We start from the raw sequence: 21,437 nt of genomic DNA on the forward strand, positions 1-21,437 counted from the left end.
TTCCGGGACGGTGATGAGGTAAACAGCAGAACAGGATCAGCCATATCAATGCTATCCGCAGGAGGGCCGTCGGCCCGAATCCGGTCGGCAGATGTCCCACTACCTGGGCATTCAGGGTGCCAGAGCGGAACCGATCGGTAGGTTCCGCACCACCGAGAAGATCAGCAGCACTGACCCGATCCCCCACCAGACGGCCGGTTTCGCCGCGATGCTCATGGGCCTGCCCCGCCAGGCGCGGACCGCCCAGACCGCCCACAGGACGGCGAAGGCGGCGTAGCCGACGACGGCGAGCGCGTTGGAGCCGAGGGCGGCGGCGATGTCGCCGTGCGCGACGGCGTGGGCGCTGCGCAGTCCGCCGCAGCCCGGGCAGTAGAGCCCGGTGAACCGGAGCAGCGGGCAGAGCGGGTAGTGGCCCGGCTGGTTGGGGTCGACGGCGCCGACGTAGCCGAACGCCCCGACGACGACGGCCAGCACGCCCGCCGGGGTGGCCAGCCGCCGGATGCGCGAGGGGGGTACGGGGGCCGGGGGGAAGACCGGCGGGGACGGGCGGCCGGGAGCGGGCCCGGAGGCCGGGGCCGGCACTGCGGCGGCGGGGGTAGGCGATGCGTCCACCCGGTGATTGTCCCCGTTGACGCGTGAAGGCGCAGCCCGGGCCGGGCTGCGCCTCGTGTGCGTACGGGTCGCCCCGTGGTGTCAGGAGACCTGGGCCTGTGCGGCGCGGGCCCTGGCCCGGGCCATCTCCGCCGACTCCTTCGGCATGCCGAGGCCCGCGGCCTTCATCGCGAGGCCGACGACGCCGCCGAGGAGGACGACGGCGATTCCGGCCCAGAAGCCGACGGGGTTGGCCGCGACCATGAAGACGCCTGCGACGCAGAAGCCGATGAAGGAGATGATGACACCGGTCCAGGCGGCCGGGGTGTGTCCGTGGCTGCTGCCCGCCATGAGTTGCTCCTTGTTGGTGATGCGCTGTTGGTATCGCTGTACGCAAAGCTGGTGGCGCTGTTGGTGCCGCCGTGCTGAAAGCTCGGCTTCATTGTCCCGTACGTACGGGTAGGACGTGAGTTGGGGGTCACGTCTCGCGCGTCGGGTCCTCACCGCGGTCCAGGGCCTTCCAGAGGTCCTCGGGCCGGTCCGGGTCCGGGGTGGTGCGGGCGGCCTTGCGGGGGCGGGGGGTGCCGTCCCTTTCGTACCGTCCCGACATGGTGGGCCAGAGCTTCCCGTAGCGCAGGGCGAGCAGCCCGGCGAGCAGGATCAGCAGGCCGCCGGCCGCGGTGACGTAGGGCCACGGTGTGTGGGTGAGCGCGCCGATGGTCGCCGAGGTGTCGCCGGTCGTCTGTGCCGCCTTCTCGTCGAGCGCGGCGCTGTCGGCGGCACCGAGGCAGGCGCTCAGTCCGGCGCCGAAGCCGCTGAGGGCGAGGAGCCCGGCGACCAGCAGCCGGCCGGCGCCGCGGACCGCGAAGACGGCGACGAGGGCGGCCAGGCCGACTATGGCGAGGGCCGCCGGGAGGCCGGTGACGTCCTGGCCGTCGGCGGTCAGGGGCAGCGAGCCGCCGCCGACGGACGCCCGGCCCTCGGCCCAGGTCTGGCCGGAGGCGAGCAGGACGACGGTGGCGCCCGCCGCCCCGAGGAGCAGGCCGGCGGCCAGGCTGCGGCGGCTTCCCGAGGCGTCGGACGCGGTGGCGACTCGGGCACGGGGCTGGGGTACGGGGACAGCACTCACGTACTCCACTATCCCCTACCGCCTCAGACGCCGTGGAGCCGGTTGGCGGTATGCACCGCGCGGAGCACCGCGGCGGCCTTGTTGCGGCACTCGTTGTCCTCGGCGACCGGGTCGGAATCGGCGACCACGCCCGCTCCGGCCTGGACGTACGCCGTGCCGTCGCGGAGCAGGGCGGTGCGGATCGCGATGGCGGTGTCGGAGTCCCCGGCGAAGTCGAGATAGCCGACACAGCCCCCGTACAGGCCCCGGCGGGTCGGTTCGAGCTCCTCGATGATCTGCATCGCGCGGGGCTTGGGGGCGCCGGAGAGGGTGCCGGCGGGGAAGCAGGCGGTGAGGACGTCGAAGGCGGTGCGGCCCTCGGCGACGCGGCCGGTGACGGTGGAGACGATGTGCATCACGTGCGAGTACCGCTCGATCGACATGAAGTCCACGACCTCGACGGTGCCGGGTGCGCAGACCCGTCCCAGGTCGTTGCGGCCGAGGTCGACCAGCATCAGGTGCTCGGCGCGTTCCTTCGGGTCGGCGAGGAGTTCGTCGGCGAGCGCCTGGTCCTCCTGCGGGGTGGCGCCGCGGTGCCGGGTTCCGGCGATCGGGTGGACCATCGCGCGTCCGTCCTCGACCTTGACCAGGGCCTCCGGGCTGGAGCCGGCGACGTCGAAGCCGTCGAAGCGGAAGAGGTACATGTACGGCGACGGGTTGGTGGCGCGCAGCACCCGGTAGACGTCCAGCGCGCTTGCCGTGCACGGGGTTTCGAAGCGCTGTGAGGGGACGACCTGGAAGGCCTCGCCGGCCCGGACGCGCTCCTTCACGTCCTCGACGGCGTCCTGGTACGCCGGGCCGCCCCACAGCGCGGTGTACGGGGGCAGCTCGGAGGGCGGAAGGGCGGCGGGAGTGTTCTCGACGGGGCGGGAGAGGTCCCGTTCCATGGCGTCGAGGCGCGCGACGGCGTCCGCGTACGCCTCGTCGACGCCGGTCGTCAGGTCGTTGTGGTTGATCGCGTTGGCGATCAGCAGGACGCTGCCGTCCCAGTGGTCGAGCACCGCCAGGTCGGAGGTGAGCAGCATGGTCAGCTCGGGGACGTGCAGGTCGTCCTCGGCGCTGTCGCCGATCTTCTCCAGGCGGCGCACGATGTCGTAGCCGAGATAGCCGACCATGCCGCCGGTGAACGGGGGCAGTGCGTCGTCGACGACCAGGTCGCGCGGGGTGTGCAGGGTCTCGATGGTGGCGCGCAGGGCCTGGAGCGGGTCGCCGTCGACGGGGACGCCGACGGGTGGGACGCCCAGCCAGTGGGCCTGCCCGTCGCGTGCGGTGAGGGTGGCGGCGCTGCGTACCCCGATGAAGGAGTAGCGCGACCAGGTGCGGCCGTTCTCCGCGGACTCCAGGAGGAAGGTGCCGGTGCGCTCGCCCGCGAGTTTGCGGTAGAGCCCGACCGGGGTGTCGCCGTCCGCGAGGAGCCTGCGGCTGACGGGGATGACGCGCCGGTCGACGGCAAGCTTGCGGAAGGTGTCGAGATCCATGGCGGCTGGCCCTTTACTGCGCGAGCGGGAGGACGTCGGCGTCGAAGCAGGTGCGGTCGCCGGTGTGGCAGGCGGCACCCGTCTGGTCGACCCGGACGAGGACGGTGTCGGCGTCACAGTCGAGCGCCACGGACTTGACCTGCTGGATGTGGCCCGAGGTGTCGCCCTTGACCCAGTACTCCTGGCGGCTGCGGGACCAGTAGGTGCAGCGGCCGGTGGTGAGGGTGCGGTGCAGGGCCTCGTCGTCCATCCAGCCGAGCATCAGCACCTCGCCGGTGTCGTACTGCTGGGCGATGGCCGGGACGAGTCCGTCGGCACCGCGCTTGAGTCGGGCCGCGATGGCCGGGTCGAGGTTGCCGGACGGCGGCGGGGTGCTGGGCGTGGGCGCGCTGGTCATGCGCCCATTGTGCCGTGGCCGCGGAGCCGGTTCCGTGCGGCGTCCACTGGGCGGACCGGGTGCGGCGGTCGTACGCTGGCGACCATGTCGACCCATGCGAAGCGTGAACGACTCCTGCTCGCCGATCTGTTGGAGGCGGCGGGACCGGAGGCCCCGACCCTGTGCCACGGCTGGACGACCCGGGACCTGGCCGCCCATGTGGTGGTCCGGGAGCGCCGGCCGGACGCGGCGGGCGGGGTGGTGCTGGGCGTTCTGAAGAACCGCCTCGACCGGGTGCAGGCGGAGTACGCGGCGAAGCCGTACGAGGAGCTGATCCAGCTGATCCGTACCGGACCGCCGAGGATGTCCCCGTTCGGCCTGAAGCAGATCGACGAGGCCGCCAACACCGTCGAGTTCTACATCCATACGGAGGACGTCCGCCGGGCCCAGCCGGACTGGTCGCGGCGGGAGCTGGACCCGGTGTTCGCCGATGTGCTGTGGGCGCGCGCCGAGCGGACGGCCCGGCTGCTGGGCCGCAGGTCCCCGGTGGGTCTGGTGCTGCGCCGCCCGGACGGCCAGACGGCGGTGGCGCACAAGGGCACCCCGGTGGTGACGGTGACCGGCGAGCCGGGCGAGCTGCTGCTCTTCGCGTTCGGGCGGCAGGACGCGGCCACGGTGGGCATCGAGGGCGACAAGGAGGCGGTGGACCGGCTGCACACGGCGGAGCTGGGGATGTAGGGCGTACGGGACGGGCGTCAGCGCGGGAGCTCCGCGCGGCGCAGCCCGGTGATGGCCAGCCCCGTGACCGCCCCCGCGGCGCACACCCCGGCGCTGACGACGAAGACCGGACCCGTCCCCCAGGCGGCGACGGCCGCTCCGGTGACCGGGTAGCTGAGCGGCGCGATCGCGTGGGTGAAGAGGGTGGAGACCGAGGTGACCCGGCCGAGGTAGGCGGGCTCGGTGACGGTCTGGATCAGGGCGCCGCACAGCGTGCCGCCGAGGCCGGCGAAGAGCCCGACGCAGAAGGCCGCGACGACGGCGAGGCCCAGCGACGGGAAGTGGGCCAGGGCCCCGATGGCGACCGCGCCGGCCAGTACCGTCAGGCACATCACCAGCCCGGCGCGCGGTACCCGGCCGCGCACGGTGAGCAGCAGGGCCGACGCACCGGCCCCGATGCCGAACGCGGCGATGACCCAGCCCATGCCGGAGGCGCCCCAGCCGCGCTCCTCGGCGAGCAGGATCATCCCGAGGTTGAGCGGCCCGACGAAGCCCAGCTCGCTGAGGGCGACGACCAGCATCAGCGGACCGAGCAGCGGATGGCGGCGGATGTGGCGCAGCCCGTCGGCCAGGTCGTGCCGGGCGGTACCGGAGGGTCCTGCGGTCTCCCGGTGGGGCAGCGGGCTGATCCGCAGCGTGAGCAGCAGCGGCAGCGACACGGCGAAGAGCACTCCGGCCGCGGCGAAGGCGAGCGTCGGCCCGCCGAGGGCCACCGCGACGCCGCCGAGCGGGGCGCCGACGACATTGGCGGTACGGGTGGCCAGTCCGCGCAGTCCCTGGACCCGGGCCAGCTCTCCGGCGGCGGTGATCCGGGGCGGCAGGGCGCCGACGGCGGGCAGGAAGAGGGCGTCGACCACGCCGAAGACGAGCGCGACGGCGATCAGCATCCACAGCGCGGGCGAGGTGAACAGCAGCGCACCGGCCAGGCCGAGGACGACCAGGCAGCGGGCGGTGTCGCTGCCGATGACGACGCGGCGCGGCCCGACCCGGTCGGCGAGCACTCCCCCGCCGAGCATCAGGGCGGCCCTGGGTATGGAGCCGGCGGCGAGGACGAGGCCGGTCTGGGTGGGGCTGCCGGAGCGGGCGGCGGCCCAGGCCAGCGCCATGTAGTAGATGCTGTCGCCGATCATCGACGCGGTGTAGGCGCCGAGCCAGCGCAGGACGTTGGCGTCGCGGTGGGCGGGGCGTTCGGCGTTCCGCGCGGGTATTGCGGCGTCGGTGACGGTCATGGGTGTCGGCCTCCCGGGACGGCGGGTCAGGGGCGGAACGGGAATGTGTACAGATGTACGGCGACGTTCTCGCGGCCTTCCGTGTCCCCGGCCTCCTCGCGGGCGCGGCCGAGTTCCTCGTACCGGTCGACCACCTCGTGCATCTCGCGGCTGAGTGCGGAGAGCTCCTCGGCGGTGAGCCGGGCCAGGTACTCGGAGCTGGAGGCGGCGCTGCGCCACTGGAGCGGCCAGGTCGGGGCCGAGTCGAGGTAGCGGCGGTACAGCTCGACGTGCTGGTCGAAGGAGAGCCGGCCGACGGCGGCGTGCGTGGCGGCCTTCTCGGGGGCGTCGGTGAAGTCCTCCTCGTGGAAGTTCAGCCCCTTCGATGCGGGCTGCCACCAACGTTCACGGCCGTCCGCGCCCTGCTGCTCGGCCTCCTCGATCAGGCCGTGGTCGGCGAGCTTGCGCAGGTGGTAGCTGACGAGCGAGACCGCCTCGTCGACCTGGTCGGCCAGTTGGGACGCGGTGGCCGTGCGGGCGATGTAGAGCGCCCGGTAGAGCCGCATCCGCAGGGGGTGCCCGAACGCCTTCAGGGTCTCCAGGTCCGAGACCCGGCGTGATTCCTTGCTTGCCATGCCCCGACGGTAGATGGAAAAGAAAACTTGCGCAATCTTTATTGCGCAATAAAAGCTGCGGGATCGGGAAGGGTGGAAAAGCCCGACGCCGGGCGGGGCCGATTCCTCGGCTCCGCCCGGCGTCGGGCTCGTACGTACGGCTGCTCAGCGGACCGGGTGGCCGGCCTCCCTGAGCGCGTCCTTGACCTCGGAGATCCGCAGATCGCCGAAGTGGAAGACGGACGCGGCGAGCACCGCGTCGGCGCCCCCCGCGATTGGGGGCGGGAAGTGGGCGAGCCGGCCGGCGCCGCCCGAGGCGATGAGGGGGTCGGGGACGTGTTTCCGTACCGCCGTGATCATCTCGGTGTCGTAGCCGTCCTTGGTGCCGTCCGCGTCCATCGAGTTGAGCAGGATCTCGCCCGCGCCCAGCTCGGCGGCCCGGTGCGCCCATTCGACGGCGTCGATGCCGGTGCCCTTGCGGCCGCCGTGCGTGGTGACCTCGAAGGTGCCGGCGGGGGTGCGCCGGGCGTCCACGGAGAGCACCAGGACCTGGCGGCCGAAGCGCTCGGCGATCTCCCGGATGAGGTCGGGGCGGGCGATGGCGGCGGTGTTGACGCCGACCTTGTCCGCGCCGGCCCGCAGCAGCTTGTCGACGTCGTCGGCGGTACGGACGCCGCCGCCGACCGTGAGCGGGATGAAGACCTGCTCGGCGGTGCGGCGTACCACGTCGTAGGTGGTCTCCCGGTCGCCGCTGGACGCGGTGATGTCCAGGAAGGTCAGCTCGTCGGCGCCCTCGGCGTCGTACAGCTTCGCCATCTCGACGGGGTCGCCCGCGTCGCGCAGGTTCTGGAAGTTGACGCCCTTGACGACCCGGCCGTTGTCGACGTCCAGGCAGGGGATGACGCGTACCGCGAGGCTCACCGCGCACCTGCCAGGTAGGCCTCGACCTCGACCTCGACGACCAGGCTCGGATCCACGAAACCGGACACGATGATCATCGACGCGGCGGGGCGGATGTCGTCGAAGAGCTCTTTGTGGGCGCGGCCGACCTCGTCCACGTCCCGGGCGTGCGTGAGGTACATCCGGGTGCGGACGACGTGCTCGCGGCCCAGGCCGAACTGCTTCAGCGCGTCGAAGGCGACCTTGAAGGAGGTGACGGTCTGCTCGTACGGGCCGCCCGCGGAGATCTGTCCGTTCTCCACCGAGGTGCAGCCGGAGACCAGGACGAGCCCGTTCGGCAGCTGCACCGCGCGGGAGTAGCCGAACTTCTCCTCCCACGGGGCGCCGGAGGAGACACGGTTGACGGAGTCGCTCATCCGGAGACCACCCGCAGCGCCTCTTCGAGGGTGAACGCCTTCGCGTACAGCGCCTTGCCGACGATCGCGCCCTCGACACCGTCCGGTACGAGCGAGGCGATGGCCCGCAGATCGTCCAGCGAGGAGACGCCGCCGGAGGCGACGACGGGCTTGTCGGTGGCGGCGCAGACGTTCTTCAGGAGCTCCAGGTTGGGGCCCTGGAGCGTGCCGTCCTTCGCGATGTCGGTGACGACGTAGCGGGCGCAGCCCTCGGAGTCGAGGCGGGCGAGCGTCTCGTAGAGGTCGCCGCCGTCGCGGGTCCAGCCGCGGCCGCGCAGAGTCGTACCGCGGACGTCGAGGCCGACGGCGATCTGGTCGCCGTGCTCGGCGATGACCTTGGCGACCCACTCCGGCGTCTCCAGGGCGGCGGTGCCGAGGTTGACCCGGCGGCAGCCGGTGGCGAGGGCGGCGGCGAGCGAGGCGTCGTCGCGGATGCCGCCGGACAGCTCGACCTTGATGTCCATGGCGCCGGCCACCTCGGCGATCAGCGCCCGGTTGTCCCCGGTGCCGAAGGCGGCGTCCAGGTCGACGAGGTGCAGCCACTCGGCGCCGGCGCGCTGCCAGGCGAGGGCGGCCTCCAGCGGGGAGCCGTAGGAGGTCTCGGAGCCGGACTCGCCGTGGACGAGGCGGACGGCCTGGCCGTCGCGGACGTCGACGGCGGGGAGCAGTTCAAGCTTCGGCATTACAGCGTCTCGATCCAGTTGGTCAGCAGCTGGGCGCCGGCATCGCCGGACTTCTCGGGGTGGAACTGGGTGGCCCACAGGGCGCCGTTCTCCACGGCGGCGACGAACGGCTCGCCATGGGTGGCCCAGGTGACCCGGGGGGCGCGGATCTTGGGGTTGGTGACTTCCAGGCTCCAGTCGTGCACGGCGTAGGAGTGCACGAAGTAGAACCGGGCCTCGGGGTCGAGACCGGCGAAGAGCTGGGAGTCCTCGGGGGCCCGCACGGTGTTCCAGCCCATGTGCGGGACGACCGGGGCCTTCAGCGGGGCGACGGTGCCGGGCCATTCGTCCAGGCCCTCCGTCTCCACACCGTGCTCGATGCCCCGCTCGAAGAGGATCTGCATACCGACGCAGATGCCCATGACGGGGCGGCCTCCGGAGAGCCTGCGGCCGATGATCCATTCGCCGCGGGCCTTCTTCAGCCCGTCCATGCAGGCGGAGAACGCGCCGACGCCGGGCACCAGCAGCCCGTCGGCGTTCATCGCCTTCTCGAAGTCGCGGGTGATCTCGACGTCCGCGCCGACGTGGGCGAGCGCCCGCTCGGCGGAGCGGACGTTGCCGAAGCCGTAGTCGAGGACGACGACCTTCTTGTTGTCGCTCACAGCTCGTTCCCTCAGTCCCAGAGTCCCTGGATCCGCAGAATGCCCGCCAGCAGGCACATCACGGAGGCGAGCGAGAGCAGGACGATGACGCCCTTGGGCATCCCCTGCTTCGCGAAGGAGTAGACGCCGCCGGCCAGGAAGAGGCCGACGACGATCAGGATGGTGTTGAGGCCGGTCACAGCGCGCCCTTCGTGGAGGGAAGGATCCCGGCGGCGCGCGGGTCGTGTTCGCTGGCGTAGCGCAGGGCGCGGGCGAGCGCCTTGAACTGGCATTCCACGATGTGGTGGGCGTTGCGCCCGTACGGCACGTGGACGTGCAGGGCGATCTGCGCCTGCGCGACGAAGGACTCCAGGATGTGCCGGGTCATCGTCGTGTCGTACGCGCCGATCATCGGCGCCATGTTCTCCGGCTCGGTGTGCACCAGGTAGGGGCGGCCGGACAGGTCGACGGTGACCTGGGCGAGCGACTCGTCCAGCGGGACGGTGCAGTTGCCGAAGCGGTAGATGCCGACCTTGTCGCCGAGCGCCTGCTTGAACGCGGCGCCGAGGGCGAGTGCGGTGTCCTCGATGGTGTGGTGCGAGTCGATGTGCAGATCGCCGTCGGTCTTGACCGTCAGGTCGAAGAGTCCGTGCCTGCCGAGCTGGTCGAGCATGTGGTCGTAGAACCCGACCCCGGTCGACACATCGACCTTCCCGGTGCCGTCGAGGTTTATCTCGACCAGCACCGATGTTTCCTTCGTGGTGCGTTCCACGCGGCCTACGCGGGGGCTCATGCGTCGTGCTCCTTCTTGGCGTTCTCATTGGCAAGCGTGCGTACCGCATCGAGGAACGCGTCGTTCTCCGCCGGGGTGCCCGCGGAGACCCGCAGCCATCCCGGTACGCCGTTGTCCCGGACCAGGACGCCCCGGTCGAGGATCCGCTGCCAGGCGGTGTGGCTGTCGGCGAAGCGGCCGAACTGCACGAAGTTGGCGTCCGAGTCGGTGACGTCGAAGCCGAGGTCGCGCAGCCCGGTGACGATCCGGTCGCGCTCGTCCTTGAGCTGCGCGACGTATCCGAGCAGCGTATCGGTGTGCTCCAGGGCGGCGAGCGCGGTGGCCTGGGTGACGGAGGACAGGTGGTACGGCAGCCGCACCAGCTGGACCGCGTCGACCACGGCCGGGTCGGCGGCGAGGTAGCCCAGGCGCAGCCCGGCGGCGCCGAACGCCTTCGACATGGTGCGCGAGAGCACCATGTTCGGCCGGCCCTCGATCAGCGGGAGCAGCGATGCGTGGTGGCTGAACTCGCCGTATGCCTCGTCGACCACGACCATCGACGGCCCGGCCGCCTGCGCGGCGTCGTACAGCGCGAGCACGGTCCCGGCGTCGACGGCGGTGCCGGTGGGGTTGTTGGGGGAGGTGATGAAGACGACGTCGGGACGGTGCTCGGCGATGACCTTCTCGGCGGCGGCGACATCGATGGTGAAGTCCTCGTTGCGCGGTCCGGAGATCCATCCGGTGCCGGTGCCGCGGGCGATGAGGGCGTGCATGGAGTACGAGGGCTCGAAGCCGATCGCGGTGCGGCCGGGGCCGCCGAAGGTCTGCAGCAGCTGCTGGAGCACCTCGTTGGAGCCGTTGGCCGCCCAGACGTTGGCGAGCGAGACCTCGTGCCCGGCGGTGCGGCTGAGGTAGCGGGCCAGTTCGGTACGGAGTTCGACGGCGTCCCGGTCGGGGTAGCGGTTGAGGTCGCGGGCGGCCTCGCGGACCCGCTCGGCGATCCGGTCGACCAGCGCCTCGGGCAGCGGGTACGGGTTCTCGTTGGTGTTCAGCCGCACGGGCACGTCGAGCTGCGGCGCCCCGTAGGGGGACTTGCCGCGCAGCTCGTCGCGGATCGGGAGGTCGTCGATGCGGGTGGTCTTGCGAGGGGTGTCGCTGTTCGTCACTGCTGCGGGACCTTCCAGCCGAACCTGGCCTTGAGCGCTGCGCCGTGGGCGGGGAGGTCCTCCGCCTCGGCGAGGGTCACCACGTGGTGGGTGACCTCGGCCAGGGCGTCGCGCGTGTAGTCGACGATGTGGATGCCGCGCAGGAAGGACTGCACGGAGAGGCCCGAGGAGTGGCAGGCGCAGCCGCCGGTGGGCAGGACGTGGTTGGAGCCGGCGCAGTAGTCGCCGAGCGAGACCGGGGCCCAGGGGCCGACGAAGATCGCGCCGGCGTTGCGGACCCGGTCGGCGACGGCCGCGGCGTCGGCGGTCTGGATCTCCAGGTGCTCGGCGGCGTACGCGTCGACGACCTTGAGGCCGTCCGCCAGGTCGTTGACCAGGACGATCGCGGACTGGCGGCCGGCCAGCGCGGGCTCGATCCGGTCGGTGACGTGCTTGGTCGCGGCGATCTGCGGCTTCAGCTCGGCCTCGGTGGCCGCGGCCAGCTCCTCGGAGTCGGTGACCAGGACGGCGGCGGCCATCGGGTCGTGCTCGGCCTGGCTGATCAGGTCGGCGGCGACGTGCACCGGGTCGGCGGTGGAGTCGGCGAGGATCGCGATCTCGGTGGGGCCCGCCTCCGCGTCGATGCCGACGCGGCCCTTGAGCAGGCGCTTGGCGGCGGCGACATAGATGTTGCCGGGGCCGGTGACGAGGTCGACCGGAAGGCATTCGGCCGTTCCGTACGCGAACATCGCGATGGCCTGGGCGCCGCCGGCCGCGTACACCTCGTCGACGCCGAGCAGGGCGCAGGCGGCGAGGATCGTGGGGTGCGGCAGGCCGTCGAAGTCCTTCTGCGGCGGGGAGGCGACGGCGATGCCCTCGACGCCCGCCTCCTGGGCCGGTACGACGTTCATGACCACGGACGACGGGTAGACGGAGCGCCCGCCCGGCACGTACAGCCCGACGCGCTCGACCGGCACCCACTTCTCGGTGACGGTGCCGCCGGGGACGACCTGGGTGGTGTGCGTGGTGCGGCGCTGCTCGCGGTGGACGAGGCGGGCGCGGCGGATCGACTCCTCAAGGGCGGCCCGCACGGCCGGGTCGAGCCGCTCGACGGCCTCGGCGATCGCCTCGGCCGGAACCCGGATCGATTCGAGCCGTACGCCGTCGAATTTCTCTCCCCACTCGATCACTGCCGCGGAGCCGCGATGGCGTACGTCCTCGCAGATGGGCCGCACCGTCTCCAGGGCGGCTTCCACGTCGAACTCGGCACGGGGCAGCAGGTCGCGCAGGGCTCCACCCTCGGGGAGGGCATCGCCGCGCAGATCGATTCGAGAGATCACACCGCAATTCTCGCAGACCGGCTCCGGCGACCGGTCGCCCGTATCACTGGCTGATACATGTCCCGGATGTCACTGCTGACCAATAGCGTTCACGTCGTCACTCAGGGGGAAGAACAGCTCCGAGCGGAAGGGGCACCCGTGACCGAACCGCACGACGGCGATTTTCCGGACGGTCTGAGCGCGGCCGAGCTGGGTATGTGGCAGGCCTTCCGGAACGGCAGCACCTACGATCTGCGCGCCCGCGATCCCGCGCGCGACGATCCGTTCGCGCCGCGCGTCTGGGGACCGGAGCGCAGTGTGGACGGGCGCGTCGTCGCCCGGCTGCTGCTCTCGGGGCCGCCGCCGCGTCCCGGCCGGGTCGCGGCACTGAAGCTCCGGGGGGTGCGGATCACCGGCACACTCGATCTGGCGGGCGGGCGCGTCGCGCCGTACGTCGAGATGACCGGCTGCCGCTTCGAGAACGAGGTGGTGCTGCCGGAATGCCACTTCACGACGTTGCGGATCGTCGGCTGCGCGATGCCGCGGCTGGAGGCGGCCCGGCTGCGCACCGAGGGCGATCTGCATCTGCCGCGCTGCCGGATCCCGCGCGGGATCCGGCTCACCGACGCCCAGATCGGCACCGATCTGCTGATCAACCAGATCGAGATCGGCCCGGACCGGGGCGGGCGCGCGCTCGCCGGGGACGGGCTGGCGGTCGCCCAGGACCTGCAGGCCGAGCTGATCGAGGCGCGTGGCGAGTTGAGCCTGCGCGGGGCGAAGGTCGGTGGTTCGCTGAGCCTGCGCGGCAGCCGGCTGCGCGGCAGGGAGGGGCGGCGCGCGCTGAACGCCCCGCAGCTGACGGTGGAGCGGACGCTGTACATGAGCGAGGCGTGGGTGAGCGTCGAGACCGGAATCCAGGGCACCACTCCCCCGTACGGCATCGTCATGGCGTCGACCCCGGCGAACGGCACCCGCTCGCAGTTCTTCGACTGCCGCGGCGGGGTGCGGCTGGACGACGGACGGTTCGGCGACGCGGTCGATCTGCACAAGGCACGGTTCGTGATGGCCCGGCACGAGGAGCTGTCGCTGCGCCGGATCGTCACCCCGGAGCTGCGGTTCAACGCGGAACGGCTGGAGGAGGGCCGGGTCGTGCTGAACGGCGCGAAGGTCGTCACGCTGATCGACGTGTCGTCGAGCTGGCCGGGGCCCGGCGGTCTGGCGATGGGCGGTTTCGTGTACGAGAACCTCGTCCCGTACGGGCACTTCCCGCTCTCCCGGCGCCTGGAGTGGGTGGCGGCGGCGACCCCGGAGTACGTGCCGGAGCCGTACGAGCGCCTCGCGACGGTGCTGCGCAACTGCGGGGAGGACGCGGACGCCCGGGAGGTGCTGCTGGCCAAGCAGCGGCGGCGGCGCGAGACGCTGCCGGCGGCCGGGAAGCTCTGGGGCTTCATCCAGGACTGGACGGTGGCGTACGGCTACCGGCCGGGGCGGGCCGCGGTGTGGATGGCCCTGCTGTGGGCGGCGGGCGCGATGGCCTTCGCCCAGCACGTCCCGGCGGCGATCAAGCCGGACGAGCATCCGCAGTGGAACCCGGCGCTGTACGCGCTGGATCTGCTGATCCCGGTGATCAATCTGGGCCAGGACGGTTACTGGCGGATGGAGGACGGCTGGCAGTGGGCGGCGGCCGTGCTCGTCCTGCTGGGCTGGATATTGGCCACGACCGTGGCGGCGGGCGCCTCACGGCTGCTCCGCCGGGGCTGATCGGATCCGGCCACGGTGGACCGGGCAGCGGGCCGTTCGGCGGCTCGCGGCCCGGTCCGCCGAACGGCCGGTACGACGCCCGTACACCGTGGTCGAACGACCGCCCGAGCTGCGTCCGAAGTGCCGTACACCATCGGCCGAAACCGCAGGAACAAGCCAGATTCCGCATTTTCCTTTACTTCTTCTTGACCCGGTCCGATACAACCCATTCACTCGGCACCAAAGCTTCACAGCGAGCCTCTGGCGCCGCTCCGACCAGGGCTTTTCAATGGTCTGCACCATGCCAATCCTTCGTGCTCTGCTCCGCGCCGCGCGCACGGTCCGGCGCCCCTCGCTGGGGCCCGCCGGACTGCCCGCCGCCGACGAGGTGCTGCTCGACGCACCCGACGAGCGGCTCTCCCCGGCACTCGTCGCCGCCGCCCTCGGGGAGTACGGACCGGCCGCGAAACTCATGGCCACCACCCGGGACGGCGCCGAGTGGGAGAACCGCGACCGCTATCTCGGCCGGCTCGTCACCTTCGCCCGCAGCCGCGACGGCTGGCTGACCGACTGGCTCGCCGCCGCCCCGCACGACCCGGACGCGCTGCTCGTCAAGGCCCAGCTGGCGGTCCGCCGGGCCTGGGAGTCGCCCGCCCGGGCCGAGCAGCTGCGCGAGGTGGGGCCGCTGATCTCGGCGGCGGCCGAGAGCGATCCGCGCGACCCGGTGCCCTGGCGCCTCGCGCTCGACCACGCCCGCGGCACCCATGCCACGCACACCACGTTCGAGGCGCTGTGGGAGCAGGCGATCCAGCGCTCCTCGCACCACTACGGCTGTCATGTCGCGGCGCTGCGGTACCTCTCCGCTGCCTGGTACGGCTCGCACCGCGAGTGCTTCGACTTCGCGGAGCGGGCCGCCGAGGACTCGCTGCCCGGCTCGCTGGTGCAGGCGCTGCCGCTGCGGGCGGCCTTCGCCCTGCTGATCGAGGGGCCCGGCGCCCGGACCACCTCGGTGCAGGAGGAGCGGATCGACGCGGCGGCGGATCTGGCCATCGCGCTGTCCGCCTCGTTCGAGCCGGGCGACCCGTGGTCCGCCGAGGTCCGCAATCTGCTGGCGTTCGTGCTGGTCGGCCGGGGGCGCTGGGACGAGGCCCTGGAACAGTTCCGGCGGATCGGACCGCATGCGGCGTCGTTCCCGTGGTCGTCGGTCTCCGAGGATCCGCTCGGCCGGTTCCTGGAGGCGCGGGACGACACGCGGCTCCGGGTGGCCTGTGCGGCACCGTTCGCGGGACGGGCCGACCGGGGCGGGCCCGGCGGCCATTACGCTTGACCGTTGTGACCACCGCTCGCCTGCCTCTGTTCCCGCTGAACGCGGTGCTGTTCCCCGGCCTCGTGCTGCCGCTGAACGTCTTCGAGGAGCGATATCGCGCCATGATGCGCGAGCTCCTGAAGACCGACGAGGACGAACCCCGCCGGTTCGCCGTGGTCGCGATCCGCGACGGCCGCGAGACCGCCCCGACGGGTGCCGGAATGCCCGACGCGGTGACCGTCCCCGCCGAGCGGGGCCCCGCGGACGGCTTCGGCCCCGATCCGGTGCAGACCTTCCACCGGGTCGGCTGCGTCGCCGACGCGGCGAAGATCCGGGAACGGCCGGACGGCAGCTTCGAGGTCCTGGCGACCGGTACCACCCGGGTCAAGCTGCTCTCCGTGGAGGCGAGCGGCCCCTATCTGACGGCCGAGCTCGAAGAGCTGGACGAGGAGACCGGCGAGGAGGCGGGGGCGCTGGCCGAGGGCGTACTGCGGGCCTTCCGCAGCTACCAGAAGCGGCTGGCCGGGGCGAGCGAACGGTCCCTGACGACCGGCGCGGACCTTCCCGACGACCCCTCCGTCATCTCGTACCTGGTCGCGGCGGCGGCCGTCCTGGACGTCCCGACCAGGCAACGGCTGCTCCAGGCACCCGACACCGCGACCCGGCTGCGCGAGGAACTGACGCTGCTGCGCGCCGAGACCGCGGTCATCCGCCATCTGCCTTCGCTGCCCGCGGTGGATCTGACCCGCTCCCCGACCCACCCCAACTGATCCGACCACCGATCGACCGAGGACCCGTCCCCGTGGCGAAGAAGCCCAAGAAACAGCAACAGTCCGGCGGCACACCGGCCACGGTCGCCCTGACCGCGGCCGGCACGGCGTTCACCGTCCACGCCTACGACCACGACCCGGCCTCCGCCTCCTACGGCGAGGAGGCGGCCGAGGCCCTGGGCGTCTCGCCCGACCGGGTCTTCAAGACCCTTGTGGCGGACGTCGACGGCACGCTGACCGTGGCGGTGGTCCCGGTGGCCGGCTCACTGGACCTCAAGGCCCTGGCCGCCGCGGTGAACGGCAAACGGGCCACCATGGCCGACCCGACGGCCGCGGAACGCACCACCGGCTACGTGCGCGGCGGCATCTCCCCCCTGGGCCAGCGGAAGCGGCTGCGCACGGTGCTGGACGCGTCGGCACGGTCCCACGACACGATCTGCGTCTCGGCGGGCCGCCGCGGCCTGGAAGTGGAACTCTCCCCGACGGACCTGGCCTCATTGACGAACGCGGTATTCGCGGACATCGGCCGCGCCTGAACCCACCCGGGCCACTCCTCACGGAGCCCGGCGGGGGGGGCGCCGCCCGGCCTCCAGCTCCCTTCCACCGGTCGCTCCTCACGGAGACTGGCCGGGGGGGCACTTCCCGGCCTTCAAGCCCCCCATCCCTCGGTCGCCGCCGGCGCAGACCGGCCCGGCGGGGCGCAGCTGCCCGCACTTCTGAGCCCGTCCGGCGATTGAGGACCGGGGTCCGGGGCAGAGCCCCGGTTCGGGAAGGGGCGGGTAGGGGACAGGCCCCGCGCAGCGGCACCCCACCCACCCGCAGGCCAACCACACCCACCCACCGACCCTACGACTACGTCTGCGGCTACGAACGGCTACGGCTTCGCGGGCGGCACGGGCGGCACGGGCGGCGCACCCTCCCCCGCAGACCCCCCGGCCCCGTTCCCCGGCGCCCCAGGCGCCCCCGGCGCACCAGGAAACGGAAACGCGCCCCACTCCGGCTCCGGATCCCGCGGCCCGAACAGCGCCGTCAGCCCGAGATGCACCGCCATCGCCCCCAGCGGCCAGGCCAGCAGCGCCCCCTTCGCCCGCAGCTGGAGCGGCGCGTCGAAGACCACGCCCTTGCCGACCGCCCGCGCGTGCGCGACCACGTCCTGGGTCGGCCCGAGCCACACCCCGAGCCGCCAGGCCAGCAGCGAACCGAGCAGCCCGCCCAGCGCGAGCCCCACCACCAGCGCGATGCCGCCGCGCCGCTGGAACCAGAAGACCAGCGCCGCGGAGAGCGCCCCGAAGGCCAGCCCCAGCAGCACGAACGTACCGTCGGCGCCGATCGCCTCCTCGCCCTCGCTGTCGTTCAGGAAGACGGCGGTGCTGTCGGAGATCAGCGGAACCCTGGGCGCCAGCCACAGCCACAGGAGCCCGAGCGCGATGCCCGAGACGGTCACCAGAGCGGTGACGATCGCGGCCCGCCGCAGATCCGGCCCGAGGTCCTTCTCCTCCTGCGACTCCAGCAAGGTCCCCGGGTGGTACCCACCGGCTCCACCCGGACCACCGGGCCGACCGGGCCCGCCGGATCCCCCCGGGCCACCCCAGTTCGGCGGGGTCTGCCAGGGATCGTTGGACGAGGGCTGGTGAGGCGGCGTCAGAGGTGCGGTCACCGTGCCATCGTGCCAGGCGCCCCCGCACCGCGCCTCACCGGACCGCTGCCCTGCGGTACGCCCAGGTCGCCACGGCCAGCGAGAGGACGCCGACCACCGCGCAGACGGCGAGGTCCAGCGCGACGACCACCCAGTCCGGGTGCGCGTCGAAGGAGCGCGCGAGCGCCTCGACGCCGTAGGTGGAGGGCAGCAGATCTCGCGCCCAGCCGACCGGCGTCGGCAGCCGGTCGGCGGGCAGCACACCGAGCAGCAGCGCCGCCGACATGCCCAGCTGGCCGAGCAGCGTGGCCAGCTCCTGCCGGGGCGCGAGCAGCCCCAGCGCCGCGCCCAGCCCGGAGAGCGCCGCCCCGGAGAGCGGGATGACGGCGACGAGCACCCACAGATGCGTCAGCGGCAGCCCGAACATCACGCTGCCGGTCACGGCCGTGACGATCGTGCCGGGCACGGTGAAGGAGGCGTACGCCCCGGCCGCGCCGAGCACCACCGAGGCGGGCGGCACCGGCAGGGTCGCGTAGTGGTCGAGCCCGCCGCCGGCCCGCAGCTGCCCGAAGTACTGGGCGAGGAGATTGAGCGCCACGAAGGCCACGACGAGGACGCTGGAACCGGCGACGACGGCCCGCGCCTCGGAGCCGCCGTCGACCACCCCGCGCATCAGCACCATGATCCCGACGGACTGGAAGGTCGCGACGAAGAGCAGCGGGATACGGGCGACCCTCGCCCTGGACAGCTGCGCGCGGTAGACCGCCGCGAGCGAGGGGAACAGCCTGGCCCGCGGGGCGAGCGGCGCCGGCGCCGCCACCTCGTGGCCGGAGCCGTCGCCGAGGAGACCCGCGGGGCCGTCCTGCGCGGTCCGGACGGGTCCGGTCACCGCCTGCGCGGGAACGATGCTCGTCACCTGGCGCTGCTCCTGTTCGCTCCCTGCCCGGCCGCGCACCCGCACCCGGTCGTCCCGCTCGCCCCGGCTGCCCCGCTCGCCCCGGTCATGACTTCACCAGCCCCTTGGTCGCGTCCCCGCCGAGCGCGAGATAGACGTCCTCCAGGCTGGGCGTCGCCAGCGTGAAGTCGTCCAGTGCGGCGAAGGCCGCGCCGCCGGTCACCGCGGCGACCGCCGCCCGCGCCTCGTCGGGGCCGAGCCGCAGCACCCAGCGCCGCCCGGACTCCTGGGCGGAGCCGCGCAGCGCGGCCACCTCGGGTACGTCGAGGGGCGCCCGGTCGCGCCACACCAGCTCCACCCGGACCTCGCCCGCGACACGTTCCTTGAGCCCGGTCGGGGTGTCGCAGGCGATGACCCGGCCGCGTTCGATCACGGCGACCCGGTCGAGGACCGTCTCGGCCTCGATGACGTTGTGGGTGACGAGCAGCACCGTCGTACCCCGCTCGGCCCGGCGCCGGTCCACGGCGGCCCAGACGGCCCGCCGGGCCACGGGGTCCATGCCGGTGGTCGGCTCGTCCAGCACCAGCACCGGCCGCTCCCCGACCAGCGCGGCGGCGAAGCAGGCGAGCCGTCGCTGTCCGCCGGAAAGCTTCTTCAGGGGGCGTCCGGCGATCTCGGTGAGGCCGAGTTCGCCGAGCACGGTGTCGCGTTCGGCGCGGGCGTCCGCCGCGGTGAGGCCGCGCAGCCGTCCGGTGGTCTCGGCGGCGAGCGACACGGTCAGCTCGTCGAGGGCGGTGGACTCCTGCCCGAGGTAGCCGATCAGCCGGGAGGCGCGCTCCGGGTGGCGTACGAGGTCGTGGCCCAGCACGGTGACGCTGCCGGAGTCGGGGCGCATCAGCCCGGTGAGCTGCCGTACCAGGGTGGATTTCCCGGCGCCGTTGGGGCCGAGGAGCCCGAAGATCTCGCCACGCCGCACGTCCAGGCTGATCCCGTCGGTGGCACGCACCTCGGGTGTGGCGGGGGTACCGCGGCGGCCGCGGGCTGCGGGATAGGTCTTGACCAGATCACGCACCGCGCACACGGTCCCGGTCGCCGGCTGCGCCTGTGCTGTGCCCGTACTCACGAGGTACGAGGGTACGGGGTCGGATGCCCCGTATTGCGCCCGGGGCCACGCCGGAGGGGCCCCGGGACGGTGATCCGCGGCCGGTCGGCCCGCCCGCGGCCCAGCCCGGCCGTCAGCCGGCGGACGGGGTCGTCCGCTCCGCCGCGGGGGTGTGCTCGGCCGCGGCCCGTACATCGATCTCCCGCCAGAATCCCGCTCGGATCGCATAGCGGTCGTGTTCGTCGATCTGGTCGTCCTTGTGGGCGAGCAGGCCGAACCGGGCCGCGTAACGCAGCAGTTCGCCGTCGATGCGGTGCGGGATGCGCGGATACATGGTCGAGAGCTTCTGCAGATGGACGGTCTCCGGGAGTCGCTCCATCCAGCGACGGGCGAAGACCTGGCCGACCTCGAAGGGGTCACCGCCGACGGTGGTGATGTCCTCCTCGCGGTCCGCCCAGCGCTGCTCGGCGCTGGTGAGCTGGGCCAGTGTCGGCAGCGAGGCGGTCTCGGCGGGCTCGCCCAGCGGTCCGCCGCGCTCCGCCCAGCTCTTGTCGGAGGACCAGCGCAGGGTCGCGCCGGCGGGCGAGGGCTGCGGGAGGTGCCGGTCGGGCTGGGCGCCGGGGCCGCGCAGGCTGCCCGCCAGGTCCTTGGGGGTGGGGACGCCCCGGCCGCCGTGCCCGGGGCGGTCGGTGGCGGTGTCCTCCTCGGGCCGGGCCGAGGCGCCGCCCGCGGCGGCCGCGGCCTGGGCCTCCGAGGCACGCTCGGCGGAGGCGGCGAGGGCGGCCTCGGGCAGCGGCGCGGAGAGGATCGCGGCGATCTCCGGACGGGGCACGGGGGGCGGTGCGCAGACGCCGCCGGTCTCCTTGGCCCGTACCGCCTGGGTGATCCAGGCCCGGTCGAGCACCCTTCGTTCGTCGGCCTCGGCCACCAGGTCCTCGGACTGGTTGTAGTCGCCGTCGGCGGCCTGGACGGCCCACAGATGCACGGCGACGCCGTGTTCCTTGGCGGACATCAGGCCGGGCAGCAGATCGCCGTCGCCGGTCACCAGCACCACGTCGGAACAGGCCCGGTTCCTGGCCAGTTCGGTGAGCTCGGCGTGCATCGCGGCGTCGACGCCCTTCTGCGCCCAGCGCCCGTCACTGCGGGTGAGAGCGCCCAGCCGGACGGTGACCCGGGGCATCACGCGCAGTCTGCGGTGCTCGGGCTGCGGCACCCGGTCGGGGGCGCCGTCGAACCAGTAGATCCGCAGCAGCGGCTGCTCCGTGTCGGCCTCGGCCCGCTCGCGCAGACCCCGGATGAGGGCCGCGTGGTCGACCGTGATGCGGGAACGGGCGGGCTCTCCGGCCAGCAGGCTCGCGGCTGCGCCCAGCAAGTAGCCGGCGTCCACCAGGACGACGCAACGGTCCACGCGATCCACCCTCTTCCAGAAGTTCGGGTGCGGTCTTTGCCCAGGGTTTCCTTCGAGTCTGCCCGACCGCGCAGGGCTTGACGGCCGGAACTCGATCATCGGCGTGGCGGATCCGGAAAACGGCGCGTCACGCACCCCCGCTACGCACGGTAATGATCCAAAATGCACGCTTCATCCCGCTATGTGAATCTGAACGCGGTCCTGGCCCCGAGAGTCCCCACAGGAGGAACACCATGGCCAAGAACAAGAACCGCAAGCAGGGCAGCCAGCAGAACCGCGCGTCCGGTCCGGAGCGCGGTGCGGAAGAGGCGAAGACGACCGCGTACGAGTCCCAGATACAGCCTCAGTCGCAAGCCCAGGGCAGCCCTGCTGATGTTGCCCGTAAGCACCAGCGGCGCTTCGGTCACAACTGACCGGAGACCTTTCCGGTCCGGTCGCGGGCCGGGTGGCCGAGAGGGGCGCTCCCGCTTTCGC

At 72.8% G+C, this 21,437-nt stretch carries 25 protein-coding genes; 6 read left to right on the top strand and 19 right to left on the bottom strand.

The window, feature by feature from the left end; genetic code table 11:
- Positions 1 to 111: 111 nt before the first annotated feature.
- The 5 genes from ACFVH0_RS11220 to hisI all read right to left on the bottom strand — a co-directional run bounded on the left by ACFVH0_RS11220 (position 112) and on the right by hisI (position 3,634).
- Entirely contained in the window at positions 112 to 612 is a 501-nt protein-coding gene (locus ACFVH0_RS11220) for a DUF2752 domain-containing protein (protein WP_385819313.1), read from the bottom strand.
- Between the two features lie 81 nt (positions 613 to 693).
- Positions 694 to 942 carry an HGxxPAAW family protein gene (locus ACFVH0_RS11225; RefSeq protein ID WP_385819314.1) on the bottom strand — a complete coding sequence of 83 codons (249 nt, stop codon included), beginning with the start codon at positions 940 to 942 and terminating at the stop codon, positions 694 to 696.
- 127 nt (positions 943 to 1,069) lie between these two features.
- On the bottom strand, positions 1,070 to 1,729 hold the full coding sequence (locus ACFVH0_RS11230; protein ID WP_385819315.1) for a TIGR02234 family membrane protein: 660 nt from the start codon (positions 1,727 to 1,729) through the stop codon (positions 1,070 to 1,072).
- A gap of 14 nt (positions 1,730 to 1,743) precedes the next feature.
- Positions 1,744 to 3,354 carry an anthranilate synthase component I gene (locus tag ACFVH0_RS11235; RefSeq protein ID WP_385819316.1) on the bottom strand — a complete coding sequence of 537 codons (1,611 nt, stop codon included), beginning with the start codon at positions 3,352 to 3,354 and terminating at the stop codon, positions 1,744 to 1,746.
- Complete coding sequence (gene hisI, locus ACFVH0_RS11240) at positions 3,251 to 3,634, bottom strand: phosphoribosyl-AMP cyclohydrolase (RefSeq protein WP_093543499.1); 384 nt, start codon at positions 3,632 to 3,634, stop codon at positions 3,251 to 3,253. The genes ACFVH0_RS11235 and hisI overlap by 104 nt, the downstream gene beginning before the upstream one ends.
- An 84-nt stretch (positions 3,635 to 3,718) precedes the next feature.
- Here hisI and ACFVH0_RS11245 point away from each other — a divergent pair, with 84 nt between their 5' ends.
- The gene (locus ACFVH0_RS11245) at positions 3,719 to 4,351 is read left to right on the top strand and encodes a TIGR03085 family metal-binding protein (protein ID WP_385819317.1); all 633 of its coding nucleotides are present in this window, start codon (positions 3,719 to 3,721) and stop codon (positions 4,349 to 4,351) included.
- Between the two features lie 17 nt (positions 4,352 to 4,368).
- On the opposite strand, the gene ACFVH0_RS11250 is transcribed toward ACFVH0_RS11245, so the two are convergent.
- The 10 genes from ACFVH0_RS11250 to hisD form a co-directional block, all read right to left on the bottom strand.
- The gene (locus tag ACFVH0_RS11250) at positions 4,369 to 5,619 is read right to left on the bottom strand and encodes an MFS transporter (RefSeq protein ID WP_385819318.1); all 1,251 of its coding nucleotides are present in this window, start codon (positions 5,617 to 5,619) and stop codon (positions 4,369 to 4,371) included.
- A 26-nt stretch (positions 5,620 to 5,645) separates the two neighbouring features.
- Entirely contained in the window at positions 5,646 to 6,233 is a 588-nt protein-coding gene (locus tag ACFVH0_RS11255) for an ArsR/SmtB family transcription factor (RefSeq protein ID WP_385819319.1), read from the bottom strand.
- Positions 6,234 to 6,377: 144 nt separating this feature from the next.
- Entirely contained in the window at positions 6,378 to 7,133 is a 756-nt protein-coding gene (hisF, locus tag ACFVH0_RS11260) for an imidazole glycerol phosphate synthase subunit HisF (protein WP_385819320.1), read from the bottom strand.
- Entirely contained in the window at positions 7,130 to 7,528 is a 399-nt protein-coding gene (locus ACFVH0_RS11265) for a RidA family protein (RefSeq protein ID WP_385819321.1), read from the bottom strand. The genes hisF and ACFVH0_RS11265 overlap by 4 nt, the downstream gene beginning before the upstream one ends.
- Complete coding sequence (gene priA / locus ACFVH0_RS11270) at positions 7,525 to 8,250, bottom strand: bifunctional 1-(5-phosphoribosyl)-5-((5-phosphoribosylamino)methylideneamino)imidazole-4-carboxamide isomerase/phosphoribosylanthranilate isomerase PriA (protein ID WP_124718208.1); 726 nt, start codon at positions 8,248 to 8,250, stop codon at positions 7,525 to 7,527. Before priA ends, ACFVH0_RS11265 begins: the two co-directional genes overlap by 4 nt.
- Complete coding sequence (hisH, locus tag ACFVH0_RS11275; protein WP_385819322.1) at positions 8,250 to 8,891, bottom strand: imidazole glycerol phosphate synthase subunit HisH; 642 nt, start codon at positions 8,889 to 8,891, stop codon at positions 8,250 to 8,252. The genes priA and hisH overlap by 1 nt, the downstream gene beginning before the upstream one ends.
- 11 nt (positions 8,892 to 8,902) lie before the next feature.
- Positions 8,903 to 9,070 carry a hypothetical protein gene (locus ACFVH0_RS11280; protein WP_164495228.1) on the bottom strand — a complete coding sequence of 56 codons (168 nt, stop codon included), beginning with the start codon at positions 9,068 to 9,070 and terminating at the stop codon, positions 8,903 to 8,905.
- Positions 9,067 to 9,663 carry an imidazoleglycerol-phosphate dehydratase HisB gene (hisB, locus tag ACFVH0_RS11285; RefSeq protein ID WP_072483182.1) on the bottom strand — a complete coding sequence of 199 codons (597 nt, stop codon included), beginning with the start codon at positions 9,661 to 9,663 and terminating at the stop codon, positions 9,067 to 9,069. The genes ACFVH0_RS11280 and hisB overlap by 4 nt, the downstream gene beginning before the upstream one ends.
- Positions 9,660 to 10,808 (bottom strand): histidinol-phosphate transaminase, encoded by a 1,149-nt coding sequence (locus ACFVH0_RS11290; RefSeq protein WP_385819323.1) that lies wholly within the window; start codon positions 10,806 to 10,808, stop codon positions 9,660 to 9,662. Before ACFVH0_RS11290 ends, hisB begins: the two co-directional genes overlap by 4 nt.
- A complete protein-coding gene (hisD, locus tag ACFVH0_RS11295) occupies positions 10,805 to 12,127 on the bottom strand; it encodes a histidinol dehydrogenase (protein WP_385819324.1) in 1,323 nt (440 codons plus the stop codon). Before hisD ends, ACFVH0_RS11290 begins: the two co-directional genes overlap by 4 nt.
- 138 nt (positions 12,128 to 12,265) lie before the next feature.
- On the opposite strand from hisD, the gene ACFVH0_RS11300 reads away from it, so the two are divergent.
- The 4 genes from ACFVH0_RS11300 (at position 12,266) to ybaK (ending at position 16,458) form a co-directional block, all read left to right on the top strand.
- Complete coding sequence (locus ACFVH0_RS11300; RefSeq protein WP_385819325.1) at positions 12,266 to 13,867, top strand: oxidoreductase; 1,602 nt, start codon at positions 12,266 to 12,268, stop codon at positions 13,865 to 13,867.
- 268 nt (positions 13,868 to 14,135) lie between these two features.
- Complete coding sequence (locus ACFVH0_RS11305) at positions 14,136 to 15,173, top strand: hypothetical protein (protein WP_385819326.1); 1,038 nt, start codon at positions 14,136 to 14,138, stop codon at positions 15,171 to 15,173.
- Between the two features lie 5 nt (positions 15,174 to 15,178).
- On the top strand, positions 15,179 to 15,922 hold the full coding sequence (locus ACFVH0_RS11310; RefSeq protein ID WP_385819327.1) for an LON peptidase substrate-binding domain-containing protein: 744 nt from the start codon (positions 15,179 to 15,181) through the stop codon (positions 15,920 to 15,922).
- A gap of 32 nt (positions 15,923 to 15,954) precedes the next feature.
- Positions 15,955 to 16,458 (top strand): Cys-tRNA(Pro) deacylase, encoded by a 504-nt coding sequence (gene ybaK / locus ACFVH0_RS11315; protein WP_385819328.1) that lies wholly within the window; start codon positions 15,955 to 15,957, stop codon positions 16,456 to 16,458.
- 338 nt (positions 16,459 to 16,796) lie between these two features.
- On the opposite strand, the gene ACFVH0_RS11320 is transcribed toward ybaK, so the two are convergent.
- From ACFVH0_RS11320 to ACFVH0_RS11335, 4 genes are all read right to left on the bottom strand, one after another.
- On the bottom strand, positions 16,797 to 17,579 hold the full coding sequence (locus tag ACFVH0_RS11320; protein ID WP_385819329.1) for an ABC transporter permease: 783 nt from the start codon (positions 17,577 to 17,579) through the stop codon (positions 16,797 to 16,799).
- Positions 17,580 to 17,613: 34 nt separating this feature from the next.
- Positions 17,614 to 18,378 (bottom strand): ABC transporter permease, encoded by a 765-nt coding sequence (locus tag ACFVH0_RS11325; RefSeq protein WP_385819351.1) that lies wholly within the window; start codon positions 18,376 to 18,378, stop codon positions 17,614 to 17,616.
- 181 nt (positions 18,379 to 18,559) lie between these two features.
- Entirely contained in the window at positions 18,560 to 19,534 is a 975-nt protein-coding gene (locus ACFVH0_RS11330) for an ABC transporter ATP-binding protein (protein ID WP_385819352.1), read from the bottom strand.
- A 154-nt stretch (positions 19,535 to 19,688) separates the two neighbouring features.
- The gene (locus ACFVH0_RS11335; RefSeq protein ID WP_385819330.1) at positions 19,689 to 20,972 is read right to left on the bottom strand and encodes an NYN domain-containing protein; all 1,284 of its coding nucleotides are present in this window, start codon (positions 20,970 to 20,972) and stop codon (positions 19,689 to 19,691) included.
- A 224-nt stretch (positions 20,973 to 21,196) separates the two neighbouring features.
- Here ACFVH0_RS11335 and ACFVH0_RS11340 point away from each other — a divergent pair, with 224 nt between their 5' ends.
- Complete coding sequence (locus tag ACFVH0_RS11340; protein ID WP_072483193.1) at positions 21,197 to 21,376, top strand: hypothetical protein; 180 nt, start codon at positions 21,197 to 21,199, stop codon at positions 21,374 to 21,376.
- Positions 21,377 to 21,437: the final 61 nt, after the last annotated feature.

This window comes from Streptomyces sp. NPDC127117 (genome assembly GCF_042677325.1).
GTDB lineage: Bacteria > Actinomycetota > Actinomycetes > Streptomycetales > Streptomycetaceae > Streptomyces.

Bases quoted from the DNA above. Each gene is read 5' to 3' on its own strand.
- ACFVH0_RS11255 (WP_385819319.1), bottom strand. From the start codon at position 6,233: ATGGCAAGCAAGGAATCACGCCGGGTCTCGGACCTGGAGACCCTGAAG.
- priA (WP_124718208.1), bottom strand. From the start codon at position 8,250: ATGCCGAAGCTTGAACTGCTCCCCGCCGTCGACGTCCGCGACGGCCAG.
- ACFVH0_RS11250 (WP_385819318.1), bottom strand. From the start codon at position 5,619: ATGACCGTCACCGACGCCGCAATACCCGCGCGGAACGCCGAACGCCCC.
- ACFVH0_RS11340 (WP_072483193.1), top strand. From the start codon at position 21,197: ATGGCCAAGAACAAGAACCGCAAGCAGGGCAGCCAGCAGAACCGCGCG.
- hisI (WP_093543499.1), bottom strand. From the start codon at position 3,634: ATGACCAGCGCGCCCACGCCCAGCACCCCGCCGCCGTCCGGCAACCTC.
- ACFVH0_RS11305 (WP_385819326.1), top strand. From the start codon at position 14,136: ATGGTCTGCACCATGCCAATCCTTCGTGCTCTGCTCCGCGCCGCGCGC.
- ACFVH0_RS11245 (WP_385819317.1), top strand. From the start codon at position 3,719: ATGTCGACCCATGCGAAGCGTGAACGACTCCTGCTCGCCGATCTGTTG.
- hisB (WP_072483182.1), bottom strand. From the start codon at position 9,663: ATGAGCCCCCGCGTAGGCCGCGTGGAACGCACCACGAAGGAAACATCG.
- ACFVH0_RS11225 (WP_385819314.1), bottom strand. From the start codon at position 942: ATGGCGGGCAGCAGCCACGGACACACCCCGGCCGCCTGGACCGGTGTC.
- ACFVH0_RS11265 (WP_385819321.1), bottom strand. From the start codon at position 7,528: ATGAGCGACTCCGTCAACCGTGTCTCCTCCGGCGCCCCGTGGGAGGAG.